This window comes from Acinetobacter sp. GWC1_38_13 (assembly GCF_001767535.1).
GTDB classification, from domain to species: domain Bacteria; phylum Pseudomonadota; class Gammaproteobacteria; order Pseudomonadales; family Moraxellaceae; genus Acinetobacter; species Acinetobacter junii.
On sequence record NZ_MELG01000070.1, the window covers coordinates 1 to 24,949 of the forward strand.

General features: G+C 36.9%; 27 protein-coding genes, 1 tRNA gene and 2 pseudogenes. 21 read left to right on the plus strand and 9 right to left on the minus strand.

The features are described from left to right. The 5 genes and pseudogenes from A2003_RS06735 to A2003_RS06755 all read left to right on the plus strand — a co-directional run. A pseudogene (locus A2003_RS06735) lies at positions 1-122 on the plus strand (indole-3-glycerol phosphate synthase TrpC); the annotation flags it as partial. Between the two features lie 136 nt (positions 123-258). Then, positions 259-735: pseudogene (locus A2003_RS15050) on the plus strand (GNAT family N-acetyltransferase). A 159-nt stretch (positions 736-894) separates the two neighbouring features. Beyond that, complete coding sequence (locus A2003_RS06745) at positions 895-1,584, plus strand: Smr/MutS family protein (RefSeq protein WP_020899737.1); 690 nt, start codon at positions 895-897, stop codon at positions 1,582-1,584. Between the two features lie 90 nt (positions 1,585-1,674). Continuing rightward, positions 1,675-2,223 (plus strand): GTP cyclohydrolase I FolE, encoded by a 549-nt coding sequence (gene folE, locus A2003_RS06750; protein ID WP_017397502.1) that lies wholly within the window; start codon positions 1,675-1,677, stop codon positions 2,221-2,223. Positions 2,224-2,236: 13 nt separating this feature from the next. Further along, the gene (locus tag A2003_RS06755; RefSeq protein ID WP_087540557.1) at positions 2,237-2,599 is read left to right on the plus strand and encodes a cupin domain-containing protein; all 363 of its coding nucleotides are present in this window, start codon (positions 2,237-2,239) and stop codon (positions 2,597-2,599) included. Positions 2,600-2,635: 36 nt separating this feature from the next. Here A2003_RS06755 and A2003_RS06760 read toward each other — a convergent pair whose 3' ends face one another. The 4 genes from A2003_RS06760 to hemE form a co-directional block, all read right to left on the minus strand. Beyond that, on the minus strand, positions 2,636-4,516 hold the full coding sequence (locus A2003_RS06760; RefSeq protein WP_286687021.1) for an Lnb N-terminal periplasmic domain-containing protein: 1,881 nt from the start codon (positions 4,514-4,516) through the stop codon (positions 2,636-2,638). Positions 4,517-4,600: 84 nt separating this feature from the next. Beyond that, on the minus strand, positions 4,601-5,071 hold the full coding sequence (locus A2003_RS06765) for a DUF3015 family protein (protein WP_039048096.1): 471 nt from the start codon (positions 5,069-5,071) through the stop codon (positions 4,601-4,603). A gap of 184 nt (positions 5,072-5,255) precedes the next feature. Continuing rightward, complete coding sequence (locus A2003_RS06770) at positions 5,256-6,050, minus strand: DUF817 family protein (RefSeq protein WP_004955231.1); 795 nt, start codon at positions 6,048-6,050, stop codon at positions 5,256-5,258. 42 nt (positions 6,051-6,092) lie between these two features. Next, entirely contained in the window at positions 6,093-7,166 is a 1,074-nt protein-coding gene (gene hemE / locus A2003_RS06775) for a uroporphyrinogen decarboxylase (protein ID WP_004912363.1), read from the minus strand. Between the two features lie 202 nt (positions 7,167-7,368). On the opposite strand from hemE, the gene A2003_RS06780 reads away from it, so the two are divergent. Continuing rightward, complete coding sequence (locus A2003_RS06780; protein WP_004912365.1) at positions 7,369-8,568, plus strand: L,D-transpeptidase family protein; 1,200 nt, start codon at positions 7,369-7,371, stop codon at positions 8,566-8,568. A 62-nt stretch (positions 8,569-8,630) separates the two neighbouring features. Here the strand turns inward: A2003_RS06780 and A2003_RS06785 are convergent, their stop codons facing one another. Beyond that, positions 8,631-9,893, minus strand: coding sequence for a GGDEF domain-containing protein (locus tag A2003_RS06785; RefSeq protein WP_286687022.1), 1,263 nt, complete (start codon positions 9,891-9,893; stop codon positions 8,631-8,633). A gap of 162 nt (positions 9,894-10,055) precedes the next feature. Between A2003_RS06785 and pyrC the strand changes: the two genes are divergently transcribed. The 15 genes from pyrC to A2003_RS06860 all read left to right on the plus strand — a co-directional run bounded on the left by pyrC (position 10,056) and on the right by A2003_RS06860 (position 19,922). Then, positions 10,056-11,090 (plus strand): dihydroorotase, encoded by a 1,035-nt coding sequence (gene pyrC, locus A2003_RS06790; protein WP_005402315.1) that lies wholly within the window; start codon positions 10,056-10,058, stop codon positions 11,088-11,090. After that, on the plus strand, positions 11,075-11,740 hold the full coding sequence (gene rnt / locus A2003_RS06795; protein ID WP_125318442.1) for a ribonuclease T: 666 nt from the start codon (positions 11,075-11,077) through the stop codon (positions 11,738-11,740). The genes pyrC and rnt overlap by 16 nt, the downstream gene beginning before the upstream one ends. 19 nt (positions 11,741-11,759) lie before the next feature. Further along, positions 11,760-11,835, plus strand: a tRNA-Glu gene (locus tag A2003_RS06800). Between the two features lie 357 nt (positions 11,836-12,192). Then, complete coding sequence (locus A2003_RS06805) at positions 12,193-12,441, plus strand: hypothetical protein (RefSeq protein WP_286687023.1); 249 nt, start codon at positions 12,193-12,195, stop codon at positions 12,439-12,441. 12 nt (positions 12,442-12,453) lie between these two features. Continuing rightward, positions 12,454-12,696: a hypothetical protein gene (locus tag A2003_RS06810; protein WP_286687024.1), complete on the plus strand. Its 243-nt coding sequence runs from the start codon at positions 12,454-12,456 to the stop codon at positions 12,694-12,696. Further along, positions 12,686-13,858: a replication initiation factor domain-containing protein gene (locus A2003_RS06815; RefSeq protein ID WP_286687025.1), complete on the plus strand. Its 1,173-nt coding sequence runs from the start codon at positions 12,686-12,688 to the stop codon at positions 13,856-13,858. The genes A2003_RS06810 and A2003_RS06815 overlap by 11 nt, the downstream gene beginning before the upstream one ends. A gap of 38 nt (positions 13,859-13,896) precedes the next feature. Beyond that, complete coding sequence (locus A2003_RS06820; RefSeq protein WP_286687026.1) at positions 13,897-14,190, plus strand: hypothetical protein; 294 nt, start codon at positions 13,897-13,899, stop codon at positions 14,188-14,190. A gap of 22 nt (positions 14,191-14,212) precedes the next feature. Continuing rightward, positions 14,213-14,410, plus strand: coding sequence for a hypothetical protein (locus tag A2003_RS06825; protein ID WP_286687027.1), 198 nt, complete (start codon positions 14,213-14,215; stop codon positions 14,408-14,410). Between the two features lie 18 nt (positions 14,411-14,428). Continuing rightward, a complete protein-coding gene (locus A2003_RS06830) occupies positions 14,429-14,695 on the plus strand; it encodes a major capsid protein (protein WP_286687028.1) in 267 nt (88 codons plus the stop codon). Between the two features lie 96 nt (positions 14,696-14,791). Then, positions 14,792-16,033, plus strand: coding sequence for a virulence factor TspB C-terminal domain-related protein (locus A2003_RS06835; RefSeq protein WP_286687029.1), 1,242 nt, complete (start codon positions 14,792-14,794; stop codon positions 16,031-16,033). Further along, positions 16,026-16,301: a DUF2523 family protein gene (locus A2003_RS06840; RefSeq protein ID WP_286687030.1), complete on the plus strand. Its 276-nt coding sequence runs from the start codon at positions 16,026-16,028 to the stop codon at positions 16,299-16,301. Before A2003_RS06835 ends, A2003_RS06840 begins: the two co-directional genes overlap by 8 nt. Before the next feature lie 62 nt (positions 16,302-16,363). After that, positions 16,364-17,740: a zonular occludens toxin domain-containing protein gene (locus A2003_RS06845; RefSeq protein WP_286687031.1), complete on the plus strand. Its 1,377-nt coding sequence runs from the start codon at positions 16,364-16,366 to the stop codon at positions 17,738-17,740. Then, entirely contained in the window at positions 17,737-17,934 is a 198-nt protein-coding gene (locus tag A2003_RS06850) for a hypothetical protein (RefSeq protein ID WP_286687032.1), read from the plus strand. The genes A2003_RS06845 and A2003_RS06850 overlap by 4 nt, the downstream gene beginning before the upstream one ends. A 226-nt stretch (positions 17,935-18,160) precedes the next feature. Next, complete coding sequence (locus tag A2003_RS06855) at positions 18,161-18,988, plus strand: tyrosine-type recombinase/integrase (RefSeq protein WP_286687033.1); 828 nt, start codon at positions 18,161-18,163, stop codon at positions 18,986-18,988. Positions 18,989-19,238: 250 nt separating this feature from the next. Beyond that, positions 19,239-19,922, plus strand: a complete 684-nt coding sequence (locus tag A2003_RS06860) for a glutathione S-transferase N-terminal domain-containing protein (protein ID WP_005402314.1) — start codon at positions 19,239-19,241, stop codon at positions 19,920-19,922. A 5-nt stretch (positions 19,923-19,927) separates the two neighbouring features. Here A2003_RS06860 and A2003_RS06865 read toward each other — a convergent pair whose 3' ends face one another. The 4 genes from A2003_RS06865 to yejB form a co-directional block, all read right to left on the minus strand. Further along, positions 19,928-21,172, minus strand: a complete 1,245-nt coding sequence (locus A2003_RS06865; RefSeq protein ID WP_004963068.1) for an NADH:flavin oxidoreductase/NADH oxidase family protein — start codon at positions 21,170-21,172, stop codon at positions 19,928-19,930. Positions 21,173-21,284: 112 nt separating this feature from the next. Beyond that, positions 21,285-22,871, minus strand: coding sequence for a dipeptide ABC transporter ATP-binding protein (locus A2003_RS06870; protein ID WP_286687034.1), 1,587 nt, complete (start codon positions 22,869-22,871; stop codon positions 21,285-21,287). Beyond that, on the minus strand, positions 22,846-23,856 hold the full coding sequence (locus A2003_RS06875) for an ABC transporter permease (protein WP_286687035.1): 1,011 nt from the start codon (positions 23,854-23,856) through the stop codon (positions 22,846-22,848). The genes A2003_RS06870 and A2003_RS06875 overlap by 26 nt, the downstream gene beginning before the upstream one ends. Continuing rightward, positions 23,856-24,926 carry a microcin C ABC transporter permease YejB gene (gene yejB / locus A2003_RS06880; protein ID WP_286687036.1) on the minus strand — a complete coding sequence of 357 codons (1,071 nt, stop codon included), beginning with the start codon at positions 24,924-24,926 and terminating at the stop codon, positions 23,856-23,858. The genes A2003_RS06875 and yejB overlap by 1 nt, the downstream gene beginning before the upstream one ends. Positions 24,927-24,949: the final 23 nt, after the last annotated feature.

The window sequence follows — 24,949 nt, forward strand, 5'->3', positions numbered from 1 at the left end:
CTGATGTCCAAATGATGCAGGAAAATGATATTCATACTTTCCTAGTTGGTGAGAGCTTTATGAAACAGCCTAAACCAGATCAAGCATTTGCAGCATTGTTTGGAAAGCCTGAGCAAATTTAAATTTATAGCTCAATGCAAAGCCCAATTCTTATGATTGGGCTTTTTTCATATCTCAATCTTATTTTGAAAAAGAATAATTATGAATAATCATTTAAATTTTATAATAAAGAACCATTCATATTTTTAGGAATAAACATTGAATATTGAGTTTTGTCATCTAAGTAATATTGAAATCGCTGACATTATTTCGTTACTAACTAACGACCGAGTGCTCAAACATATGCCTTTGGCTAAAGATAGCCTATTTGATGAAAAACAATGTCTCGATTGGGTTAAAGAAAAAGAAAAACAATGGCAAGACCATGGTTATGGTCCTTGGGCATTTCTAGTTGACAATAAATTTGCAGGTTGGGGTGGCTTACAATATGAAGATTGAGATGCTGATTTAGCACTAGTGTTACACCCTCAATACTGGGGATTCGGCAAGAAAATCTTTAATGAAATTATAAGAAGAGCATTTAATGAAATGGGGATGGAATCAATCACGATCTTATTACCCCCTACAAGAAATAAATTAAAAAGAATTTATTTATTAGGATTTGAGCTGGAAAGTGAAATTATGCTTAGTGGTGAACTTTTTATAAAATATAGGCTATATAAACCATCAATATGAAATAAGATGATTTAGATAATCAATCATTGTTTTTAGAATAGACCACTACCAAGCTTTCATTGATCAAAAAAATTATGTGAATCTGATTCAGTTCAAATCAACACGGTTTCAGACTATAATTTTCCATCCCTCTCGTATCTTACATATTTTCTTAATATTATGAGTAAAAATGATTCTTCGCTTTCTAAAGATCAGTTTAATTTACTGAAAGCTTTTAAAAAGCAAATCTCAAATCCTCAATCCAGCAATCTTGCTAAACAAGCAGAGATGAAAAAATCTCAATCTGTTGAAGAAGAAATGGAAGATACTGAGCTTTTTAAAAAAGCCTTAACAGGCGTAAAGCCAATTGATAATGGTAACATTGCACAAATCAAACCAAAACGCGTAAAAAAAATTGACGCGCAAACCCTTGCAAAACGTGCAGCAGCTGAAGGTAGCGCCGAACAGGAACTCACTGAGATTTCAGATACTCAAGCGATTTTAAATCCTGTGGCAAGCCAAGCTGCATTAAGCTATCGAATTGCAACTTTACAGCACAAAGTATTCGAAGACTTAAAAGCAGGTAAAATTCGTTGGTTTGAAGCTGTAGATTTACATGGTTGTACTGTCGAGCAAGCACGTGCCGCAGTTTTACAAATCATTCAGATGGCTAAAGACGAAAATCAAAATGTCATCAAAATTGTTCATGGTAAAGGTCCAGAAGCGATTTTAAAAACCTATGTAAATGGCTGGCTTAGACAACATCGTGATGTACTTGCCTTTGTCAGTGCTCCTGAAAATCAAGGTGGTACGGGTGCTGTTCTCGTGCTACTAAAACGTGCAGAAAAGAATCCAAAGTACAAACAATAATCGGCATTTGACTCAAAATTAAGTTTTTGAATCGTTTTCTGATACAATTCCCGTTTTGTTCAACCCACCTAAGTGAACATTGTTATGTCTATGCAGCAATCGTACGCAAATATCTTAACTGCCGTTGGCGAAGATTTGAATCGTCCTGGCCTCAAAGATACGCCTATGCGTGCGGCTAAAGCTTTTTCTTTTTTAACTTCTGGTTATAGTAAAACACTTGAAGAAGTTACAAATAGTGCGGTTTTTCCATCCGATAACCATGAAATGGTATTGGTTAAAAATATTGAATTTTATTCACTTTGTGAACATCACCTACTCCCTTTTTACGGTCGTGTCCACATTGCATATTTGCCTGAAGGTCAGGTTTTAGGTTTATCTAAGTTTGCACGTATTACAGAAATGTTTGCGCGCCGTTTGCAAATTCAAGAAAACTTAACACAACAAATTGCTGAAGCTGTTGCCGAGGTGACACAAGCACGTGGTGTGGCTGTAGTGATCGATTCTGCACATATGTGTATGATGATGCGCGGTGTTGGTAAGCAAGAATCTACCACTCGTACTGTTTCTTTTGTGGGTGATTTTAAAACGGACAAAGATGCACGTCGTGAGTTTTTAAGCGCTGTCCCTGAAAGTTATTAATCAGAGCATTGTCATGTCTTCAATCCAATTAGCAGGCTTTGGTGAGTTAATTCAATCTGAAGCCAGCATTGATTATCCTCGGCCTGACCGTTTGGTTAAGGGCAATCCACAACGTCTTACCTATGACTTATATACACACCCACATATGGGATGTGGAATTTGGCAATGTGAAGTGGGTGCTTGGAACATTCAGTTTGCAGACAATAAACAAGAGTTCTTTCAAGTCATTGAAGGTGTTGTTCGTATTCATGATCCCAAAACAGATTCATATATTGAAGTTTCTGCGGGCCATGCAGGTATTATCCCACCTGCATTTGTGGGTACATTTGAAGTAATTGAAGCTGTAAAAAAATACTTTGTTATTGTTGAAGTTTGATAGGTTTTTATCTATCAAACTCTTTAAAATTTAATCCTAGAAGAACCAAACATAACCCAACCCAACTTTACTCCAGTCTTTATGATCTTGCTGTTCGAAGTTCCAATTCAACCTTAAAGCATTATTTGAATTTAAACTATATTGGAATTGAGAGCCTACTCTTAGATTCCACTGACTTTGATCTTCCCAATACGGCAATTCAATTTGCACAACACTATTAATCGTATCCGTCCAGATATTCATACACCCAACTGTTGGTCCTACACCAACTCGCCAACCTTTATCGAGCGAACGACCACCTTGAATATGGCTTTGCATTTGGGCATAACACAAATGTCGACGATCATAATCGGCTAAGCTGTAGCCGACCTGCATATTTAGGTTCATAACACCATGCTGCTGATCATCACTAAAATTTCCTTGATCTAGAGCTTCTTGTTTCCAACCTAAATTAAATCCCCAAGTAATGGGTGATTTAAATGGCTGAATAGGGTTATACGAATTTACAGTCAATAAATCTAAATGTTCGAGCTTGAGTTGATCATCACGATATTGAATATTGCCGTCTAAAAACAATAATTGAGTACCTAAACGATAACCACCTTGAGGATCAATCAGATCATGGTAAGCCTGACGATGTCCTAACTCGATAAACTTCTGTCCTTGTAGTTCACCGACATTTACAGATAGATTTCGCGCATGGTGTCCTTCAACAGGTTGCTTTTTAGGACGCTCAGGCTCTTGACGTTGCTTTTCAACATCAATTTGGCTTCTCTCGGCAAGAAGTTGTCTTAGCTGCGGCTGTGCAAAGTCTGCATCGACTTGACGACTGATATATTGCAGATACAAATCGTCATATGCCATTTCTAAGATTTTTGCTTGATCGTGTCGATTAAATTTCTCTAATAAAAGTTGAGCTTTTTCCACATCTTGAAATGCAATTTGATGGGCAACTTTAGCCAGTGGAGTACCGTGTTGTTTTGCTTGTGATAGTAATTGAGTTTCCAAAGCTGGACGGTAGACCACCTCTTTGACTAAGTGTTGTTGATCAACCGCCTTTAACGTTTCAATCGGAATTGCAGCATAATTAAATTGTTTTTTTAAGTCTAAGTTCGGACGAACTAAATCAATTAATCCAAGCAAACGATATGCACAATTATCACTTACAAAATAATAAGGAAAACTCACATGTTGCATTTCCCAGATATGTTCGACTAAGAAACGAGTCTCTTCAGGCGTTAAATTTAACTCGTACTCCCACAAATCACGGCTTTCAAAGTCACCATACTCTTTTACTTTACGATAGTAAGGCATTAAAGAGTATTCACCAGGATACTGCCCTGTTAGACCTTTCCAAGCATATGACCAATTATCTTCACCACTGACTGTCGCTGCATAGTTTACTGCGTATGAAACTAAATTCAGTTGTTTCTGATCTTTAGGATCTAAACGTAGTAAGGTATGCCCAAACATCGAACTTGGATTCCCCATAAAGTCAGTTGCATAAATCAACGTGGCTTTATAAGGTTTAATTTGATTAATCCATTGATCAAACTCAGGACACTTGACGATTAGAAGCTTTTCGGTATCAATATTGAGTTGTTGGATCAACCAACGACTACGAGCAGGAAATTTACAACGAATCGATTGATTATCAGCTGAATTAATAAATAAAGCTTTTATATCGGCTTGTAATTCATTTTTTAAATTATTTTTTCCATCTTTTGCATAAAAATATCCATCATAAGCAACCTCACTTTTTTGCGATTGGTCAGCGTACATTAGGCGTTGCCATGTAACATCTTGATGCAGTTGTTTCTGCTCAGCAATCTTCAAATAATTTTGTATATCGGTTTCAACTGAAGCATGTGCAAAATGGCACATTAAAGTAGCAATGGTACAAGTTATTAATTTCATTCAGTCGCAAATTTTAAGATTATTAAGAATAAATTATCTATAAGAAAACCCTGCCATTAAGACAGGGTTTTATGTTCAAACGTATTAAACATAAGCTTTGAGTACAGCGTCTTTCGCCATTACACTTTGTAAAGAATCTAAAACTTGAAGCGTATTTTTATTTTTGCTTGAGTAAATTTCAGCAAAATTTTCTTTAGAAACAGCAAAGAAACGCGCTTTATCTGTTGCTTTGATCTGCATAAGTTCAGCAAGTACGTTTAAGCTTTCACCTTGACCTACTGCCATATCACGCGCTAAAGATTCAGCATTTTCATTTGTAAATGTAACGACTTGAGCCGTAACAGTTCCACCTTGACGGCATCCTAAAGTACCAAAAGTAATACCTAATAACTGGTTAGTAAAAATACCATTTGTAGTCGCAGCAAGGATTTTAGGTGCAATACCTTTTTGTCCTGCCCAAATTTGTGTACCAGCACCACAACCAACATCATTGTCTGCCATCGCTACACTTGAACCAGCTGCTAACAAAGCTGCTAATGCAATTTTTTTTAACATAGGAAAGATCTCCAGTATCAATTATTTATTGGTATTTGTTATCACTATCGTGCTTAGCATTAAATCTATACGCACGTAAATTAAAATAACGAGGTTAGCTTTTTTTAGCAAATAAAATTTGAAATAAAGTTGAAATATTTATATAGAAGTTAATAATCACTTCATTTTAAACTTAACTCTTGAGCTAGTTTAACTGCCAAGTACCTTTTTTATCTCGTTTTCCTAAGATTTTTAATACCAAAACCAAACTTAAGAGTAATAATAAATACCAAGACCCCAATTTCCCCCATCCGACCATATGCCAAGCATCGACTTGGCTTGGATACAGCCAAATTTTATAAAATGTACTAATGTTTTCAGCAATCCAAATCAAAAATGCAAGTAAAAGTAAGATTGGAAGCATCGGCACTTTGAACCGTGAATCACTTAACTGAAAATATAATTTTGTTTTCCAGAAAATAATGATACTCCATGCAAATAGAACCAACCGATAATCTGGAATAAAAAACTTAGTCATAAAGTTTAAATAGGATAAAACTGCCAAACACAACATATTTGCAAATCTTGGCAAGTTCTCAAAAGAAACTTTGTATAATCTCAATGAACGAGCAAAAAAACTACCTACAGCTGAATACATAAAACCCGCAAATAGAGGCACAGTTAATAGTTTGAATACTGCAGGTTGTGGATATTGCCAAGAAGCAATTGCTGGATGGGTTAGGAAAATTTCCATCCCCATCGCCATGATATGAAACAAAGCAATCACTTTTGCCTCTGCCCAAGATTCTAACTTTAAATAGATTAGGCAGACTTGAATGCTCAATGCATAAAACAATAGATAATCATAACGGAAGAAACCATAATATTCTTGGCTTCCCATCGGTGCTGTTACTGCAAAAGCGATTAAAAGTAACAATCCAAATAAGGCAGCCGAAGCTGCCTTAGTTCCAAAATTTAAAGCTAATCCAATCAAATGCACGAAATGATCCTAATCAATTTAATCATGAAAAATTCGAAGGGATTAACCTAAATATTTCTGGCTGTATGCATGGACAGTATCTACAAAGATCTTCGGCTGAGCTGGATCAACCCATTGAGTAATACCATGACCAAGATTTGCAATATATCCTGTTTTTTCACCATTTTTATAAGCGTCATCGAGCATCGCTTTTACAGATTTTTCAATTGATGCTGCTGATCCATAAAGTACCGCTGGATCTAGATTTCCTTGTAATGCTGCACGACCATTTACAACTTCGCGTGCAGTATAAAGAGGAGTCGTCCAATCTAAGCCAAATGCATCTGCACCTGTAGTTAACATCGTCTCTAACCATTGTCCACCACCTTTGGTAAAGACAATAATCGGAATTCGGCGACCATCTTTTTCTCGTTGAAGCCCTGCAATAATCTTTGTCATATAATTCAATGAGAATTCCACATATTCTCGATGTGCAAGTGCTCCGCCCCAACTATCAAAGATTTGAATCGCTTGCGCACCTGCATCGATCTGTGCGTTCAAATAATCAATTACTGAATCTGCAAGATGATCAAGTAATGCATGTAACACTTCTGGTTGAGCGTACATCATATTTTTAGTGAAACGAAACTCTTTACTTGAGCCCCCTTCAACCATATAAGTTGCTAAAGTCCAAGGACTTCCAGAGAACCCAATTAAAGGGACCTGACCACCTAATGCAGATCGAATCGTGGACACAGCATTCATCACATAGGCTAAATCAGACTTTGAATTTAATTTCGGCAAGTTAGCAACATCTTGCTCTGTCCGTACTGTTTTATGAAACTTTGGGCCTTCACCTGTTTCAAAATACAGACCCAATCCAAGCGCATCTGGAACCGTCAAAATATCAGAAAATAAAATCGCAGCATCCAACTCATAGCGGCGCAACGGTTGCAAAGTAACTTCACAAGCAAATTCAGTGTTTTTACAAAGAGATAAGAAATCACCCGCTTGTGAACGAGTTGCTCTATATTCTGGTAAATAACGCCCTGCTTGACGCATCATCCACACTGGTGTGGTGTCTACAGGCTCACGTAGCAAAGCTCGTAAAAAACGATCATTTTTCAACGTTGTCATTACCAATCTCTAAATTTTTTCATGTGAAACGCATGATAACAAAGTTAACCCAATTTTTATAATTCCAAATCCATACAAAAATTCAGACTTCCTACATTATTTTTTTACTTAGACACAAAACTGCTACTGCAAGCTCACTGATTTTCTGTAATACTTGCAACATCTTATATCTCAATATGAATAATTCTTAAGGTTGAATTACATGTTCGTTCGCTCATTACTCGCTATGAGTTTAAGTTGTATTATTGCCAATGTTGCTTTTGCTGCCCCAACAACTGAGCAACCTTTAAATCCAAAAAAAATCTCGGCACCTGTTCAAGATCCGATTGATCCTTTAGCAGTAGAACGTTCAGCTGCTTCAAGCGTTGTTGCTCAACCAGCATCTAGTGTCGCTGATAATGCAGTTTCTGATCCTCAAGTAAACACAGGTGTTGCTTCAGCAGTTTCTTCAAAACTAGAAAATACTCCTGATACAACCAATACAACTCCAGCACCAAAAGTTACTTGGACTTTAGACAGTCTGAACAATTCAGAATGGTATGAAAATATTGGTAAGGGTCAATTTCCGGTATATGCGCGTGCTCATGTAATGCTAAACAATGCACATGCTTCACCTGGTGCAATTGATGGCTCAAATGGTAAAAACACTTTAAAAGCAATTGCATCTTTCCAACAGATGAATGGTTTAACACCGACAGGTGAACTTACCAAGGAAACTTGGGATGCATTAGTTGCGAAACAAACTAAACCAGCTTATGTAGAATACACAATTACAGAAGCAGATTTGAAAGGTCCATATGCCGAATCAATTCCTTCTGATTATGCTTTACAAGCAAAAATGAAAGGTTTGTATTACACACGTGTAACAGAAATGTTGGGTGAGAAGTTTCATATGGATGAAAACTTCTTGAAAAAGATCAACCCAACAGCAACTTTCAAAAAAGCTGGTGAAAAAATTATTGTTGCCAATGTGCGTAATGATTTACCAGAAGATATTCACTTGATCGTTGCACATAAAGGTGCTCGTCAGCTTTATCTTTTCAACAGTCGCAACCAAATGATTGCTTCATTTCCTGCAACAATTGGTAGTACTGACACGCCTTCTCCGACTGGTACGTATAAAGTAGTCGGCGTTGCAAAAAATCCTTGGTATAGCTATTCACCGTCTAACTTTGTTCAAGGTAATAACCTTAAACCTCTTTCTTTACCACCAGGTCCTAACGCGCCAGTGGGTAATATTTGGATTGGTTTAAGTAAAAAATCATTTGGTATTCACGGTACTCCAAGTCCTTCATTAATCTCTAAAACAGCTTCACATGGCTGTATTCGTTTAACGAACTGGGATGCAAATGATTTGGGTAACAAAGTTCGCTCAGGTGTGACTGTAAAATTCCTTGAATAATTCCAATCATTTCATAATTTAAAAAGCCGAATTTTATGATTCGGCTTTTTTTGATTCTATAATTATTCAACAACAGGCAGTGGCTGATAATAGATTTGATTTCGACCTAATTGTTTGGCTCTATAAAGTGCTTTATCAGCAGTATGAATCAATAATTCTTGGCTAATTTTAGGATTACCATTAAATACCGTAATTCCTAAGCTGATCGTGACATGATTTGAAACTAATGATTTTTCATGAGGAATCATTTGCCGATCAATTGCTTTATAAATATTCGTTGCGACGGCATAAGCACCTTGAGCCGATGTTTCAGGAAGTAATACAACAAATTCCTCCCCCCCATAGCGTGCAATAAAGTCCATGTGCCGAATTGAACTTTTAATGGTCTTCGCTATAGACGAAATAACCTGATCTCCCATTTGGTGACCATAAAAGTCATTATAATTTTTAAAATAATCAATATCGATAAACAGAACTGACATCGACTTATTTTCTTTACAAGCCATGTCATAGTAATAACTAAACATTTCCTCAAAAGTTCGTCGATTGGAAACCTTTGTTAATTCATCATGCTGGCTTAAATGTAAAAGTTCTGATGCTTGTAAACGGAGAATTCTCTCATTTATTTCCGAAATTTTAGTTTTTAAAAATAGTTTTCTTTCTTTTGAGGTCAACATGATGCTGATAGAAAAACCTAAGAGCAAGCTTCCTATAAACGTGCGCCCAAGCATCAAAAAATCACACGGTATATTAAAATAATAGAAGGATAATAAAATACATACTGCAGCCAGTGTTCCAATCCACAGCATATGATTGGGTTTTATTCCACTCAGAATAAAGCCTAACATATACAAAAATGCAATCAGTACCATTGCCTGATTCTGTAATACAACGTTAGACACACTCATCATCAATAAAGATGGAAAGAAAATTGTGCAAAAGACAATAACGCAAGCAACTGGATAAAAAAGTCGGCTCAATTTTCTAAATCTAGAAAAAGTCCAAAATAAAAATAATGCTGCACCAACGATGAGTAAACTTAAAATGCTATAAACAAAATCAACAATAAAATGAGGACTGGAACGAATAACCAAATAGTTAGAAGGTAAGATTAATAAGACAAAAATCGTGTAAGTAATGACACCTTGTCCAAAAAACTGAATCGCATTAATACGTGTGCGATCAATGTTAAATTTCCAGAAATCTTCTTCTAGTTTTGCTGGTAAAGTTTTTTGTTTTTTTTGACCTTTATAGTGTCGAGCAACAAGCTGCTCTAGATCCTCTTTAGACCTCTGTAATTCATCAAGATCATATTGATTTTCCATCCTTTTTACTCTTCTTATGGTGATGTATTTTTGTGCTGGATAAAAATAACACAATTTCTCATTTTGTCATGCACTTTGCTTAACCACTTATCCGTAAATGTAGTTACCATTTTCACACTTTATGCATTATTATTTGTATTATTTTTAAGTTTGAAGTTCACCTTGAATACTATTACGCTTTTACAACCCGATGATTGGCATGCTCATTTACGTGATGGCTTAGCATTAAAACGCACAGTACCCGATTTGGCTAAACAATTCGCACGTGCGATTTGTATGCCGAACCTTGTTCCACCCGTCAAAACTGTAGAAGAAGCTGTAGCGTATCGTGAACGTATTCTTGCTCATGTACCTGAAGGCTTAAATTTTGATCCTCGCATGGTGCTTTATTTTACTGACTTTACATCGCCTGATGAAGTTAGAAAAATCAAAGAATCAGAATTTGTAAATGCAATCAAGCTTTACCCTGCTGGTGCAACGACAAACTCTGATAATGGCGTTAGTGATATTCGCAAAGTTTATGCTGTCATTGAACAACTTGAAGAACACCAAGTCCCTTTATTACTTCACGGTGAAGTAACTCATAACCATGTAGATATTTTCGATCGTGAAAAACGTTTTTTGGATGAAATTCTTTCTCCTTTATTGAAACAATTCCCTAAGCTCAAAGTCGTACTTGAACATATCACGACCAGTGATGCAGCAAATTTTGTTCTTGAACAAGATCGTAATGTAGCTGCAACAATTACACCTCAACATTTACTTTTTAATCGAAATGATATGTTGGTTGGTGGTGTGAAGCCTCATTTCTATTGCTTGCCGATTTTAAAACGTCAAACACACCAAACAACTTTATTAGAAGTGGCAACAAGCGGTAGTCCAAAATTCTTCTTAGGTACTGATAGTGCGCCACACGCTCAAAATGCCAAGGAAAATGCTTGTGGTTGTGCAGGCTGCTATAGTGCACCAAATGCGATTGAGCTTTACGCACAAGCATTTGATCAAGTTGGCAAGTTAGAGCGCTTGGAAGGTTTTGCAAGTATGTTCGGTGCTGATTTCTATGGCTTGCCAAGAAATACATCAACCATTACGTTGGTGAAAGAAGAAAATACCGTTGCAGAATCATTTGATTATCTTGATGGTCAAAAAATTATCCCACTTCATGCAGGTAAGACACTGCAATGGAGAAAAGTGTGACACACGAAGAAAACCAAGCTCCTGTCATTGGTCAACGTTTCCGTGGATTCTTACCTGTTGTAGTCGATGTTGAAACAGCAGGTTTTAATTCACAAACGGATGCTTTGCTTGAAATAGCATGTATCCCAATAGTCTATGATCATCAGGGACAATTTATACCTGGTCCTGCTTTTCATGCACACATTAATCCATTTGAAGGTGCTAATCTCGATCGTCGATCTTTAGACTTTATTGGAATTGATCCTTTCAATCCTATGCGTGTTGCAATGGCTGAAGATGAACGTGGTGCTTTACGCCGTATTTTTAAATCATTGAATGAAGTCCGAAAAGCACAGCATTGCACACATGCTGTACTGGTTGGACACAATGCACACTTTGATTTAGGTTTTTTACAAGCTGCTATCGCACGTTCAGGAACTAAAAACCAAAATCCTTTTCATAGTTTTTCAGTTTTTGACACGGTCACGCTTAGTGCGGTGATGTTTGGACAAACTGTATTGGCAAGAGCATGTATTCAAGCTGGAATTGAGTTTGATGGTAAAGAAGCTCACTCTGCTTTATACGATACGCAAAAGACAGCAGAACTGTTTTGCTATATTTTGAACAAACTATCACCCCACCTTCTTGACAGTTTGGTGACAGAGCCCTAATATATACCCACCTCAAGAAGTCCCTATCGTCTAGAGGCCTAGGACATCGCCCTTTCACGGCGGTAACCGGGGTTCGAATCCCCGTAGGGACGCCAACTTCTCCATAGCTCTGCGTTTTTCGTGTCGATTTCTTCCATGACTAAGCAGAGCACGTGGTATCTATCATATCCAATAAAATCAGCCATTTGCATAATATGAATATGGTTAGGTTTTCTTTTTCCTGTTTTCCAATGCGATATTACTGTTGGATCAAGGTCTAATTTTTCAGCCATTTTTTCATAGCTTCCAAAGCGAATTTTGCACAATTCGATGATGTCTTTTAGCATTTTGTCACCTCTTGATTTTGATACTTTTGTCAAGTATGTTTACCTGACAAAGATATCAACTTTTTTTTGCCCTGTCCTTGATAAATTTATCAAGTTTTGGCGAGAAATGTAAACAAGGGGCATTATATGGATTACAACAATAACCCTGCTGGGGCAAAGCAATACGTTCTAGATCAGATCAATAATATTGATGAATATTTTGGTTCTGATATTGATGTCCACTTTTTTCGTTATTACGAGGCTCTTGGTTCTCTAAAAGCTTATTTTGCTGTTGGTCTTATAGATATTTTTGAATATGACCAATTACTAATAAATATTGCTCTTGCTTCAAATCGTTTTATGCAACGTATTACTTCACTACAAGAACAAATATAACGAGTATAAAAAATGACTGAAATAGAAGCCTTTGAGCAGATTGCTAGAAAAGTCCACATAGATGGTGTTGATTCTCTACAAGGTGGCATCCCTTGCCCTGACGCTGTTGCAGTCCTTTTTTATATTGAAAACTTTTTAAATGACGAGGGTACACCCTCTCCAGTGGTCTCAGCTCTATCTGATGATCTCGAAAAACACAATAGAGAAAGCATCGAATTTTTACGCTCTATCGGGGATGACTGTCATGGATACTAAATACAAGGCTAATCAAGAACTTAACCCTTTATCCACATACCCAGTGTGGTCATCTCTATTCGAACAAATTTCACCCCGTAGTAACACGGGGGAAAAGTCACAGGTATCAGCTCGTGCAAACTTGCAAAAAGCCTATAAAGATTACCCGTTACAACATACCGTAATGGTACTCACTGAGGATGGACCTAAGCCTGTACTTATACGTCGTCCTGCTCATGGTGAAGTTTCTGTAATTGACTGGGTAAATCTGACTATCCATAAAGACACCTTTTTAAGTAGTTTTATACAAACCCATGCTGAAAAGCCTGATCTTTATTGTGTTGAAGCCTTAAATGAAGTCGTTAAACAAATATTTGGCTTTGGCATCGAAAAGAAACTGGCTAAAGGCATTAACTACTATGAAGAAGCCTATCAACTAGAAAATGATTGTGGCTTTATCTGTATAGGTGGTCAAAACAACACAATGATGCTTTCGATCTCTGGTCAAGGTTGCACACTTGGCAAGTATGGATGGGAAGAAGACTTACATGCTTGGCTATCGCTTTATGCTCATCGTCCTAAAATTACTCGCATTGACTATGCTTTCGATGATCTTGTCGGGGGACTTGTTTCACCTGATTGGGCTGATGAACAAGATACACTTGGGGGCTTTACCTGTGGAGGTCGTCCGCCTGCTTTTAGAACTGACGGTTGTTGGAAACGTCCTGATGGCAATGGTCGTACTGCATATATCGGAAAGCGTACATCTTCAAAATTCTGCCGTGTATATGAAAAAGGCAAGCAACTCGGTGACCCTGACAGCATGTGGACACGTGTTGAGGTCGAGTTTAAAGCCCGTTCCTATTATATCCCTCTTGATGCTTTGCTAAACGCTTCTGAGCATTTCTTAGCTGCGTATCCTTGTTTTCACATATTCGATGATCAGTCAAAAGCTATCAAGTTCGAGTTACTACAACAAAAAGCCGAAATCGTTTGGGACAAAGCGATACAAATCACACGTCACCAGTTCGGCAAATATTTAAACGCTTTTCGTAAATTCTACGGTGATGACACAAAGGTCTTGGACATCTTAATGCCTGAAAAGGATGAGTTTCCAAAAAGGCTAAAACAACTAACCGCTGATTTTACGCAATCACTCCCCCCTACTGCGTTGCCTGCATAGGTTAGGGATTCTACTTAGGCTATTTAGGAATTATAAATATGAAATTTACAACTGACGCTGTGATCACTGGTGCTAAGAGCTACAACAATGCTGTAGACGGTGTTCAACATAATTTCACTAAGATTTTCGTTATGACTGACCTGTCAAACGAGTCGGGTGTGGGTTCTGCAACTGTCGAATACAAATGGGGGACATCCGAAAATATCAAAAAAATTCAGGATGCCAAGTTTCCGATTCAAGCCAAGGTAGATATGGAAATCGTCACCAATGGCAACAAACAAATGACTGTTGTTCACGATGTAAAAATCGTTCCTGCACAAAAGACTGCTTAGTCTGTAACTCGGAATTTAAGAAATGAGATACGTTTGTGACCAATTATCTGAACCTGACGTTAATGGTGTCCTCACGTGTCTCCAGTGGGTTGAATTCAGTTATTTATCAACTTTGGCTATTACTAAGTCACAGATGATAGAGATTGGGGGAAGTCTACTAGCTGTAGCGGGCGTATTTATCGCTTACGCAATCATCGCCAAAGCGGTGAAATCACTTTAACTAAGAGAGGTAACTCAAATGAAAAACAATCAACTTGCAGTACAAGAAAAGCGTGGCGTTTTAACTCTACGCAACGTTTCAACATATGGCTTAGGTGCAACTGTTGGTGGTGCTTTAGCTCTTGCTCCATCTGTACATGCTGCTTCATCAATTGATGCTACTGGCTTAACTGCTGAAATCGACGGCTCAAAAGCAACAGTCATTGCACTTTTTGGTGCTGGTCTAATCATTCTCGGTATTTTTGCTGGATGGCGTTACTTAAAACGTGGCGCGAATTCAGCGTAATTCATAAGCCCCTTCGGGGGCTTAGCTTTTGGAGTTAAAAATGGAAGAAGCAAGTGCACTTAACTGGATACCTATATTTATACTACTGGGGGCTGTATGGCTAATTATAAAAAATTTATAACTTTGTTATTAATCTTCAGTATTCATATGATGCCTTTTAATTTAGCTCACGCCTCAACTTTAGGTGGTTGGACTATTACACAACAAATCGCACAAGGTGCTTCAACAATAATCAATGCAACAAAATCAGGTATAGAAAATGGCGTAAACATAGTTAAAACAAGTACTGCAAAAATTACTCCAAATGCCTCGCAAGTTGCTAAAGTCCTCCGCGGCGGTCTTTATGGTTATGCTATCTCTGTCGCTCTTGAACAAATTCTCGGTTTCGTAGTCGATTGGACACTTGAACCTGAAAACAACCGAATTTCTTACATTCCTCCTGGCTCAATTGTCTATCAATCAACATATGCAGGAATGGATAATTCAATCAAATATTATTCTTTTACATCATTCTGTTCAGCTGCTTTCCAAGCTGCACAAACATATTACAACGGTGCAACTTCATACACAATCGTTGGCTCATCTTGTCGAGTCAATTATGGTGACAGTGGTGCATATGACAATGTTCCTTATACTTCATCACAAGAACAAGAAGAAAAGCGTTATGTTTCATTAGATACTATTGCAGCTCAAGTCATCTCAAATGCAGAATCAGAAACAGACGAACAAAAAAAAGCTGGTGCACAAGATGTAACAACAGCAGCAGCACAAGATATGCTTGCAAACGATGCATCAACACAATCAGATGTAGAAACACAACTCAATGCAAATGCAAAAACCCAAACTTCTGAACAAGCCCAAGGAAATACAAAACCTAACGAGTCTAATCCCGATATAACTGACATTTCTTTAAGTTTTCCAGTTTTTTGCGGTTGGGCACCTATTGTTTGTCAAGCTGCTAACGTTGTTATTAACTTTCCAATCACTTTGACAGATTGGTGGAATCGCTCAACTACAGCTTTAACTGAAGCATACACATTTGCTAAAACAAAAGTACAAGAATTTTCAGACATATTTAAAGATGAACCACAAACAGATACTGAATTAGAGTTCAACGATCCGACCGACGATATTACAGACACATCAGTTTCATTTTCTAGTTCTTGTCCTCCTCCAATTGTACTAGCTGACTTTAACTTTCACGGTATACCTATACATTGGGAACTAGACTTTTCTGTTTGGTGTGATTCTCTCTCGACTTATTTAAAACCTATAGTCATCTCTATGGCTTCATTCTCTGCTGTTCTTATACTCGGTGGAGTGCGTGAAAATGGCTAGTCTTTCAACAATTTTTTCCAGTTTACATAAGGGTTTTTTAAAAAACGTCTTAGAGGGTGCTGGTATTACTTTACTTACTGCTGGATCAATTTTAACTGCACTAAATACTGCTATTGATCAATTTCAAGCTTCTTTAGGTGATATCTCAACCGCTCTTCTCGGATTGGCTGGCATATGTGGCTTCGACATAGCTTTTAGCATTGTTTTAGGCGCAATAGCTGCGAAGTATGTACAAAACTCAGCAAAGTTATATCTAGCACGCAAATAGCGCGCGAGGACAAGGAGCCTCGACGCGAACGAGCGCGCAAAATAGTGCTAAGGAGAATATAAATGCTAAATGCTGTAACGGGTGTTCCAGGCGCATCAAAAACGGCTTATGTCGTAACTCAATTGGACGATCAAGAAAGAAAGAACAAAATTAACCTTGTTCGAAATATTGAGGTCTACAAACACAATAAGCAATACATTGAAAAATTCAAAGATGATTTCTCATATGTTGAAGAGGAACAAGGTTCAGGTCATGAATTAAAAACAGTCCTTGTTATTCTTGAAGATAATTATTATGACATGCTTGGTCAGCGTTTTGATGACTTACGTCCTGATGATTACTATGTTCGTGTCGTTCGCTTTAATGAAACAATTGAACGACTTAATGAACGCGGTGAGAAGCATGATTTACAACCTTTTTATGCTGTCAGAACTATCTATTCAAACATTAAAGCATTAAAAATAGATTATGTTCGTGCTTTAGTTATCGACTGGAGAAAATGCCCTGACGGTTCTATATTTGCTGTTGATGAAGTTCAGCTTGTACCTCCATACAATGACAACAAAAACAAGAATGATGATATCGTTCAAGAATTAACAATACACCGTCACAGGGGTTTCGACTTTTGGTTTATTACACAAAGCCCTAGTTATTTACACCCAACTATTAAAGAGCTTATTTCTTGTCATTTGCATATCACCCGTCCTTACTGGAGAACTCCAAAGGTTTACCAATACGGCTCTTTAAGACAGTACCCTAATACTTTAATCAACAAACTTAACTGTGAATCAAAATTCACTTTTAAACCTAAAGATTCAATCTTTAAGCTATATAAATCAACTTCTATAGATACAAGTAAAAAACGTACACCTGCTGGGCTTTATGTCTTTGCTTCCTTTATTTTGGTTGCAATATCAATATTTTTATATGGTCTTTCAGGCGGTTCAGGTTTCTTGGGTCATTTTTTTGGAAGTGATGAAAAGAAAATGGAAGTTAAAAAACAAACTTCTACAACACAAACTTCAAACGTCCATGCTTCTGATCCTGCGGTCAAAACCGATTTTGATGCTAATACCGAATGTAGAAAAGCAATCAATGTTGAAAAACCTGAATGTGTTAAATGGTTTGACAGCTTTAAAACAGATAAACAAGAAAATGCATCTGTGTCATACGATCCTGAACAACCCTATCTTACTCAAGCTAATCTAACTTATAACGCTACTACAAAACCTGTATTCAGTGGCTGTGCAAAATTCAATGGTAAGTATTATGCATACACTCAACAAGGTACTAGGCTTGATGTCTCCAGTGAAGATTGCAAGCGACTTATAGATGATGGTGATCGTCCATTTAATTACTTTGCTACTTCTCAATCTTCTCCTAAACCATCTAATACATCTGTCACTGAACCTTCTCAACCAATTCAGGATTCATTATGATTTTTACACTTGAAGAATTAGAAGATATTTATCAAACATACATGGCTTATGGTTCAACAAATGATTCATTTGTTCTAAAAAAAATCAATACTCAATACAGCTACTGCCATATCTGTAATCACCTTATACCTAACCTAGAATTCAATGAACATGTTGATGATCATTTTGATGATTGTGAATTACTTGATTTCTAAGCCCATTGCTCGAAGAGCAATATATAAGCCCTAACAAAGGGCTTATATCGTTATGCCAAGATTCACGCCCCTGCTTTTATGTTACTACCCCACGTCTGTGGGGCTTAGTGGGCGGTCTCGCCCACGACATTGATGCATCTAAATACATCCCCTCCCTGATTACCTGCTTTTATTTGTTCTATGAGAGATTAACCGAGCGAAGCGACTTTTTACTATGGGGTAAAAAATGAATGTAAAAGAAATACTAGACTTTTATACTAAAAATGGATTGTTTCAATCAAAACATAGCTATCAAGATAAACTAAAATATATCGAATGGTTCTATCAGTATGATGAAATAACAATAGATGTTTTAACTGACTATTGTACTTTTAGACAATTATCGGGTGTGAAAAACAGTACGATCAATCGAGAATTGAACGTCATTAAGTCAGCATTTAACTACTATCTAAAATATAATCAAACTGCAAATTTTAAAAATGTATTTAATCGTTTTCGACTTTTTGAGGATGACTTTATTCCACGTTATTTAACTGCTGTTGAATGTCATGAACTTCTCCAGTCGACACTAAAACATAACAATCAACTTTTACATGATTTTGTTGTATTAGCTTTGAATACTGGTTGTCGAGCTTCTGAGCTTACGACACTCACTTGGAATAATGTTTTCCTACATGATAGATATTTTATTGTACGTAACTCATTGAGCAAAAATAAGAAAACAGTCTATAAGCCATTAAATACAGTTTCTATTGCTGCTTTATATAGATTGAAACAACATAAACATTATGTTTTTTATAACAAAAATACAGATACACATATAAAGAGTTTTAGGAGAGGATTTGAGATTGCAGTAAAAAGGTCTGAATTAGGTGCTGTTAGGATTCACGATCTGCGACATACATTTGCTAGCTTTCTCGTGAAACAAGGCGTTCCCCTCTATCATGTCTCAACGCTGTTGGGTCATTCGGATATTCGAATAACGCAACGATACTCACATTTAGCACCTGAAAATTTACACCACGTTTTAAAATTCCTACCCACGTTAACATAACTTTACAAAAAACATGCTTAAAAAACCGCCAGTGGAACATCGCCCTTTCACGGCGGTAACCGGGGTTCGAATCCCCGTAGGGACGCCAAATTCAAAAAAGCCACTGCATCATTCAGACAGTGGCTTTTTTATTAGTTTTTATACGTAGAGCTGCTAAAAAATAATTATTTTGAAAAATCTATTTTATTATCCTTAGCATATTTTCTACCCTATACTGAAAACTGATCAAAACTATAAATTTAAACCTAATATGCAAATCCGTTTATTCCATTTACAAAATTCACGTTCTCAACGCATCGTTTGGTTTTTAAAAGAATTAGGACTTCCCTACGAATTAGTCATCAACCATCATTCGGACTTAGATGAAAAGAAAAATTCACCGCATCAATTATCGAAATTTCCTGCCGTTGAAATAATAAATCAAGAACAAATTTTTATCTTAGCCGAAACTTCAGCGATTATTGATTACTTATCTTATCTATACCCTCAATTAGGGCAAAGTAAATTATTAGGATCGCAACTTCAAAGTTTTTATTATTGGAAAAATTATTGTGAAGCCACATTTATTCCAGATCTATTACTCAAACAAATTTTTCACCAGATTGTACAACGTACACCATTTCCTGTTCGCTTCGTTTCAAAGTTTTTAAAATATGGATTTGATCAAAGCTATTTAAATCCATCGTTACAGCAACAAATGACCATGATTGATAAGCATTTAAAAGATCATTTATGGTTTGCTGGGGATCAATTTACGGTTGCAGATATTTTGATGTGGTTTCCATTATTGGCTTGCTCGGCAAATGACCATCAATTTAAACATATACAGCGTTATTTAGCCCAAATAGAAAACAGACCCGCCTTTAAAAAATCTTTAATCAAAGGACAATGGTCTGCTTCTACGTTTCAGTCCTATTGGACGATTGCGTGGTAATTCAGTTATGCCGATTTACGCGAATTCACTCGACCTTTAACAACCGCTTTAATATTGCCTTTGGCATAATTCAAGAAAACAAGTAATGGTGATAATTTAGGATTTGGTTTTTTACCCTGACCAATTGCTTTGAATTGTGCCGCATACCAAATGATTTCCATAATTGCCATTTTATCAACAAAAGGAATGCCTGTTTTAATTTGGTTTACAGCATAACGCACATCATTACCTGCAATTAGGCTATCTGTTAAATCTGTTTCAACCGCTAATGGTCGTGCAATCCCGATAAAATCACATGCACCACTTTCCAGTGCAGCATTCATACCTGCAACTGTACGGAAACCACCTGTCACCATTAACTTACATGTGACATGCTGACGAATCTTTTCAGCAAACTCTAAGAAATATGCTTCACGTGCAATAGTACTTGCTTTACGTGATTCTGCTTTTGCACCGGCCATTGCAGGTGCTTCATAAGTACCACCAGAAATCTCGATGATATCAATTCCTGCAGCATCGATTGCTTTAAATACTGCAATCACATCTTCTTCAGTAATACCACCACGTTGGAAATCAGCTGAATTGAGTTTTACCGAAATAATAAAGTTTTCTGAAGTCGCAGCACGAACGGCTTTATAAATTTCAATTAAGAAACGCATACGGTTCTCAATTGAACCACCCCATTCATCAGTACGCTTATTGGTTAGTGGTGATAAAAATTGGCTAATCAAATAACCATGAGCACCATGTAACTGTACACCTTCAAATCCAGCCTTCTCACAGACTGCTGCAGCTGTAGCGAAACGTTGGATGATATCTAGAATTTCTTCATGTCGTAACTCACGTGGAGTACCAAACATCGTTGCTAACATCGGGCTAAAAGGTACAGCAGACGGTGCTACTGTTTCTTTGTTTAATCCTTTTGGACATTGACGACCTGGATGTGACAACTGAATTAATTGTACCATACCGTATTTTTTGCCTACCGCAGCCCATTGTTGCAACTTCGCCAAATCACGTTCAGTTTCGATCGCAACGACACCTGGCTCATTTTTAGCCGCAATGTTAACCATTACATTTCCTGTAATTGCACAACCCAAGCCACCTTTAGCCCAAGCTTCATACAATCCAATATGTAAATCATTCGGCTGACCTTCGTGATTAGCTAAAGCTTCACTCATAGCACCTTTGATAATACGATTTTTGAATGTTGTGTTGCGAATTTGGATACTGTCTGCAATCTGACTCATGGTCATCCTCTGCTACAAATTAGAGTAATTACTCTAATTTAATCTGATTATTGTTGATGTCAAGATATCTTCCGATAAGTTGACAATAACATATGTCAGTTTAATTACAATGCTATATACAAATCGCCTCAATCAATAATTTTGTGTATTCATTTTGAGGATCACGAAATAAATCTTGTGAAGCTTGATATTCCAAAGCTTTACCTTCATGCATTACCAAAACATTTTGGCAGAGGGATTTTATGACTTGTAAGTCATGACTGATCACTAAATAGCTGATCTGCTCTTGGTGTTGCAACCGTCGCAGAAGCAAAATAATTGCTTGTTGTGTAATGCGGTCAAGAGCTGATGTAGGTTCATCTAAGATCAACAACTTTGGTTTCAAAACCAAGGCTCTAGCCAGAGCGACTCGTTGCCTTTGCCCACCAGAAAGCTCATGTGGGTATTTAAATTTTTCAGAAGGAGTTAATTCAACTTTTATTAACACCTCATCGATCATATTTTCGATCAGGTTTGATTTTACTGCACTCAGTTCAAGCCCTTCTGCGATAATTTGAAAAACTGATAATCGAGGATTCAAACTGCTTAGAGGATCTTGAAAGACAATTTGAAATTGCTGACGCAAAGGTCTTAACTGTTTTTGATTTAGTTGATTTAAATTCTGTGTCTCAAAATTTATTTCTCCCTCACTAGGAATAAGTCGAGCAATTGCTAGTGCTAGCGATGTTTTACCTGATGCACTTTGCCCCACAATACCTAAAGCCTCACCTGACATTAATAAGAAACTAATATTACTAACAGCTGTTTTATATTGTTTTATTTGATTAAATAATCCTTTTCTAATCGGATAACGTACTGACAGATTTTGAATTTCAAGCAACGTTTTTCCACTATTTTGTTCTAGTGCAATCCCAAAATCATGGTGCAACAGGCTTTTGGTATATTCGTTTTTGGGATGTTGAAAAATTTCATTTATATCACCCTGCTGTTCAATTCGTCCTTGATTAACAACTAAAACTTCATCTGCATATTGTTTAACAACACTTAAATCATGACTAATTAAGAGAATTGCCATTTTATGATGGTGTTGTAATTGTTTGAGCAAATCAAGAATTTGTCTTTGTAAAACAACATCCAAAGCTGTAGTCGGTTCATCAGCGATTAAAATTTCAGGTTCCAATGCCAATGCCATAGCAATCATGACTCTCTGCCGTTGACCACCAGAAAGCTCGTGTGGAAATCGTTTCAAGAGATGAGTTGCATCTTCTAAACCGACTTCATTTAATAAGTCGAGGGTCTTTTCTTTGACTTTAGATTTAGAGAATCCTTGCAACAACAAATTCTCTCCAACGATTTTTTCGACACGATGTAATGGATTAAGTGCTGTCATCGGTTCCTGAAAAATCATCCCAATTTTTTTGCCACGAATTTGCTGCCATTGATGCTGATTCATTTTAAGCAAATCCACACCATCAAACAGGATCTCACCTTTTACTTTAAGGCTATCAGATAACAATCCTAATATTGCAAGGCAAGTTATTGATTTTCCTGAACCACTTTCACCAACGATCGCCAAAGTCTGTGAATGATGAAGTTCAAAGTTGAAATTATCAACAAGCTTAGTGCCTAATTGGTTTTCAATACTTAATTTCTGAACTTTCAACAAGGCAGTATTATTGTTTGGGGTCAAATGCTTCACGAGCAGCCTCCCCAATAAAAATCAAAAGTGAAAGCACAATTGCCAAAGTAAAAAAGCCAGACAATACTAGCCATGGTGCATCTAAATTATTTTTCCCTTGCAACAGCAGTTCGCCTAACGATGCTGCATCCGCAGGTAATCCGTAACCAAGAAAATCTAGTGCCGTTAAAGCAATAATATTTGCTGTAAGCATAAATGGTATTTGCGACAAACTTGAACTGATTGCATTTGGTAAAATATGTTTAAAAATAATATTATGGTCTTTGACACCTAAAGCCTGAGCAGCGCGTACATAATCAAAATTTCGTGCTCTCAAAAACTCAGCTCTTACTAATCCTACTAATTCAGTCCATCCAAATAACAGCATAATTAAAAAGAGCCAATATACATTTGGGCTAAACATACTGACCAATATCATCACAATAAACAGCATGGGTAAGCCCCCCCATACCTCCAAGAGCCGCTGTCCAATTAGATCAATCCAACCACCATAATATCCTTGTACTGCACCTACAACTATTCCGATGCAAGCCGCCACTATAGTTAGCCCGATTCCAAATAAAAGTGAAACCCTTAGACCATACAAGATGCGAGCAAATACGTCACGACCTTGATCATCTGTCCCTAACCAGTTTTGTAATGTCGGCTGAGATGGTACTGGAACAGTGAGAGATAAATTTGGAGTTTGATATGAAAAAGCTACAGTTGGTGAAATCATCCAGCCATGCTGTTGGATCAATTGTTTTACAGCAGGATCATGATAATCAGTCGATGTTTCAAATATGCCACCAAATGTTGTTTCAGGATAATCTTTGAATAATGGAAAATAGAGTGACTGCTTATAACTAACAAGCAGAGGTTTATCATTTGCTATAAACTCAGCGCAGATAGAAAGACTAAAAATAATCAAAAATAAGATTAAACTGAAAAATCCCAATTTATTTTGCTTAAAACGATATAGTCGATTTCTCATTAAAGGTGACATCAACGCCCACCTCGTGATTCAAAATCAATGCGAGGGTCTATCCAGTGATAAAGTATGTCCCCTATAAGGCGAAGAATTAAACCGAAGAATGTAAATAGAAATAAAGTACCAAAAATCACAGGATAATCACGTTGCGTAATCGCTTCAAAACCCAATAATCCTACGCCATCCAAATTAAAAATGATTTCGATAAATAAATTACCAACAAAGAAAATACCAACCAAGGTTTCAGGTAAAGCAGCAACAACAATCAATATCGCATTGCGGAATACATGTCGAAAAAGTACCTGATTTTCATTCAATCCCTTTGATCTTGCTGTCAGCACATAAGGCTTATTAAGTTCTTCAACAAAAGAATATTTCGTCAAATACGTCAAAGCAGCAAAACTTCCCAATACCATACTGATAATCGGCAAGCACATATGCCAAAGATAATCTTTAACTTTTCCTATAAAGCTTAAATGCTCGAAATTTTCCGACACTAATCCTTGTAAAGGAAACCACTGCCAATAACTTCCACCTGCAAAAAAAACCACAAGTACAATAGCAAATACAAATGATGGGACGGCGTAACTAATTGCCAATAACAATGAGGTCGCACGGTCAAAAAGCAAACCATTCTTTTTGGCTTTGCTGATCCCTAGCGAAATTGCAATCATATAGATCAGGAAAGTACTCCATATACCTAAGGACAAGGTAACAGGAAGTTTTTCATACAGTAATTGTACAACTGTTTTATCCTTGAAAAAGCTTGTTCCAAAATCAAGGGTTAAATATCCTTTGAGCATGATCCAAAACCGTTCATAAGCAGGCTGATCAAACCCATATTGCGCTTTAATTTTTTCGATCATCTCAGGGCTTAAGCCGCGAGCGCCTTCATACTGAGCCAATTCACCCAGCGTATTTGAATTATTTGGGTTTACACCCAATCCTTGAGCATTTTGTATTTGTTGTATGGCTTGCTCAACTGGGCCGCCAGGTGCGATTTGTACGATGATAAAATTGATTAACAGAATAAAAAATAATGTCGGAATCATCAAAATCATTCTTTTCAGAATATAGTGAAGCATAAACTTAATCCTTCATTATTTGA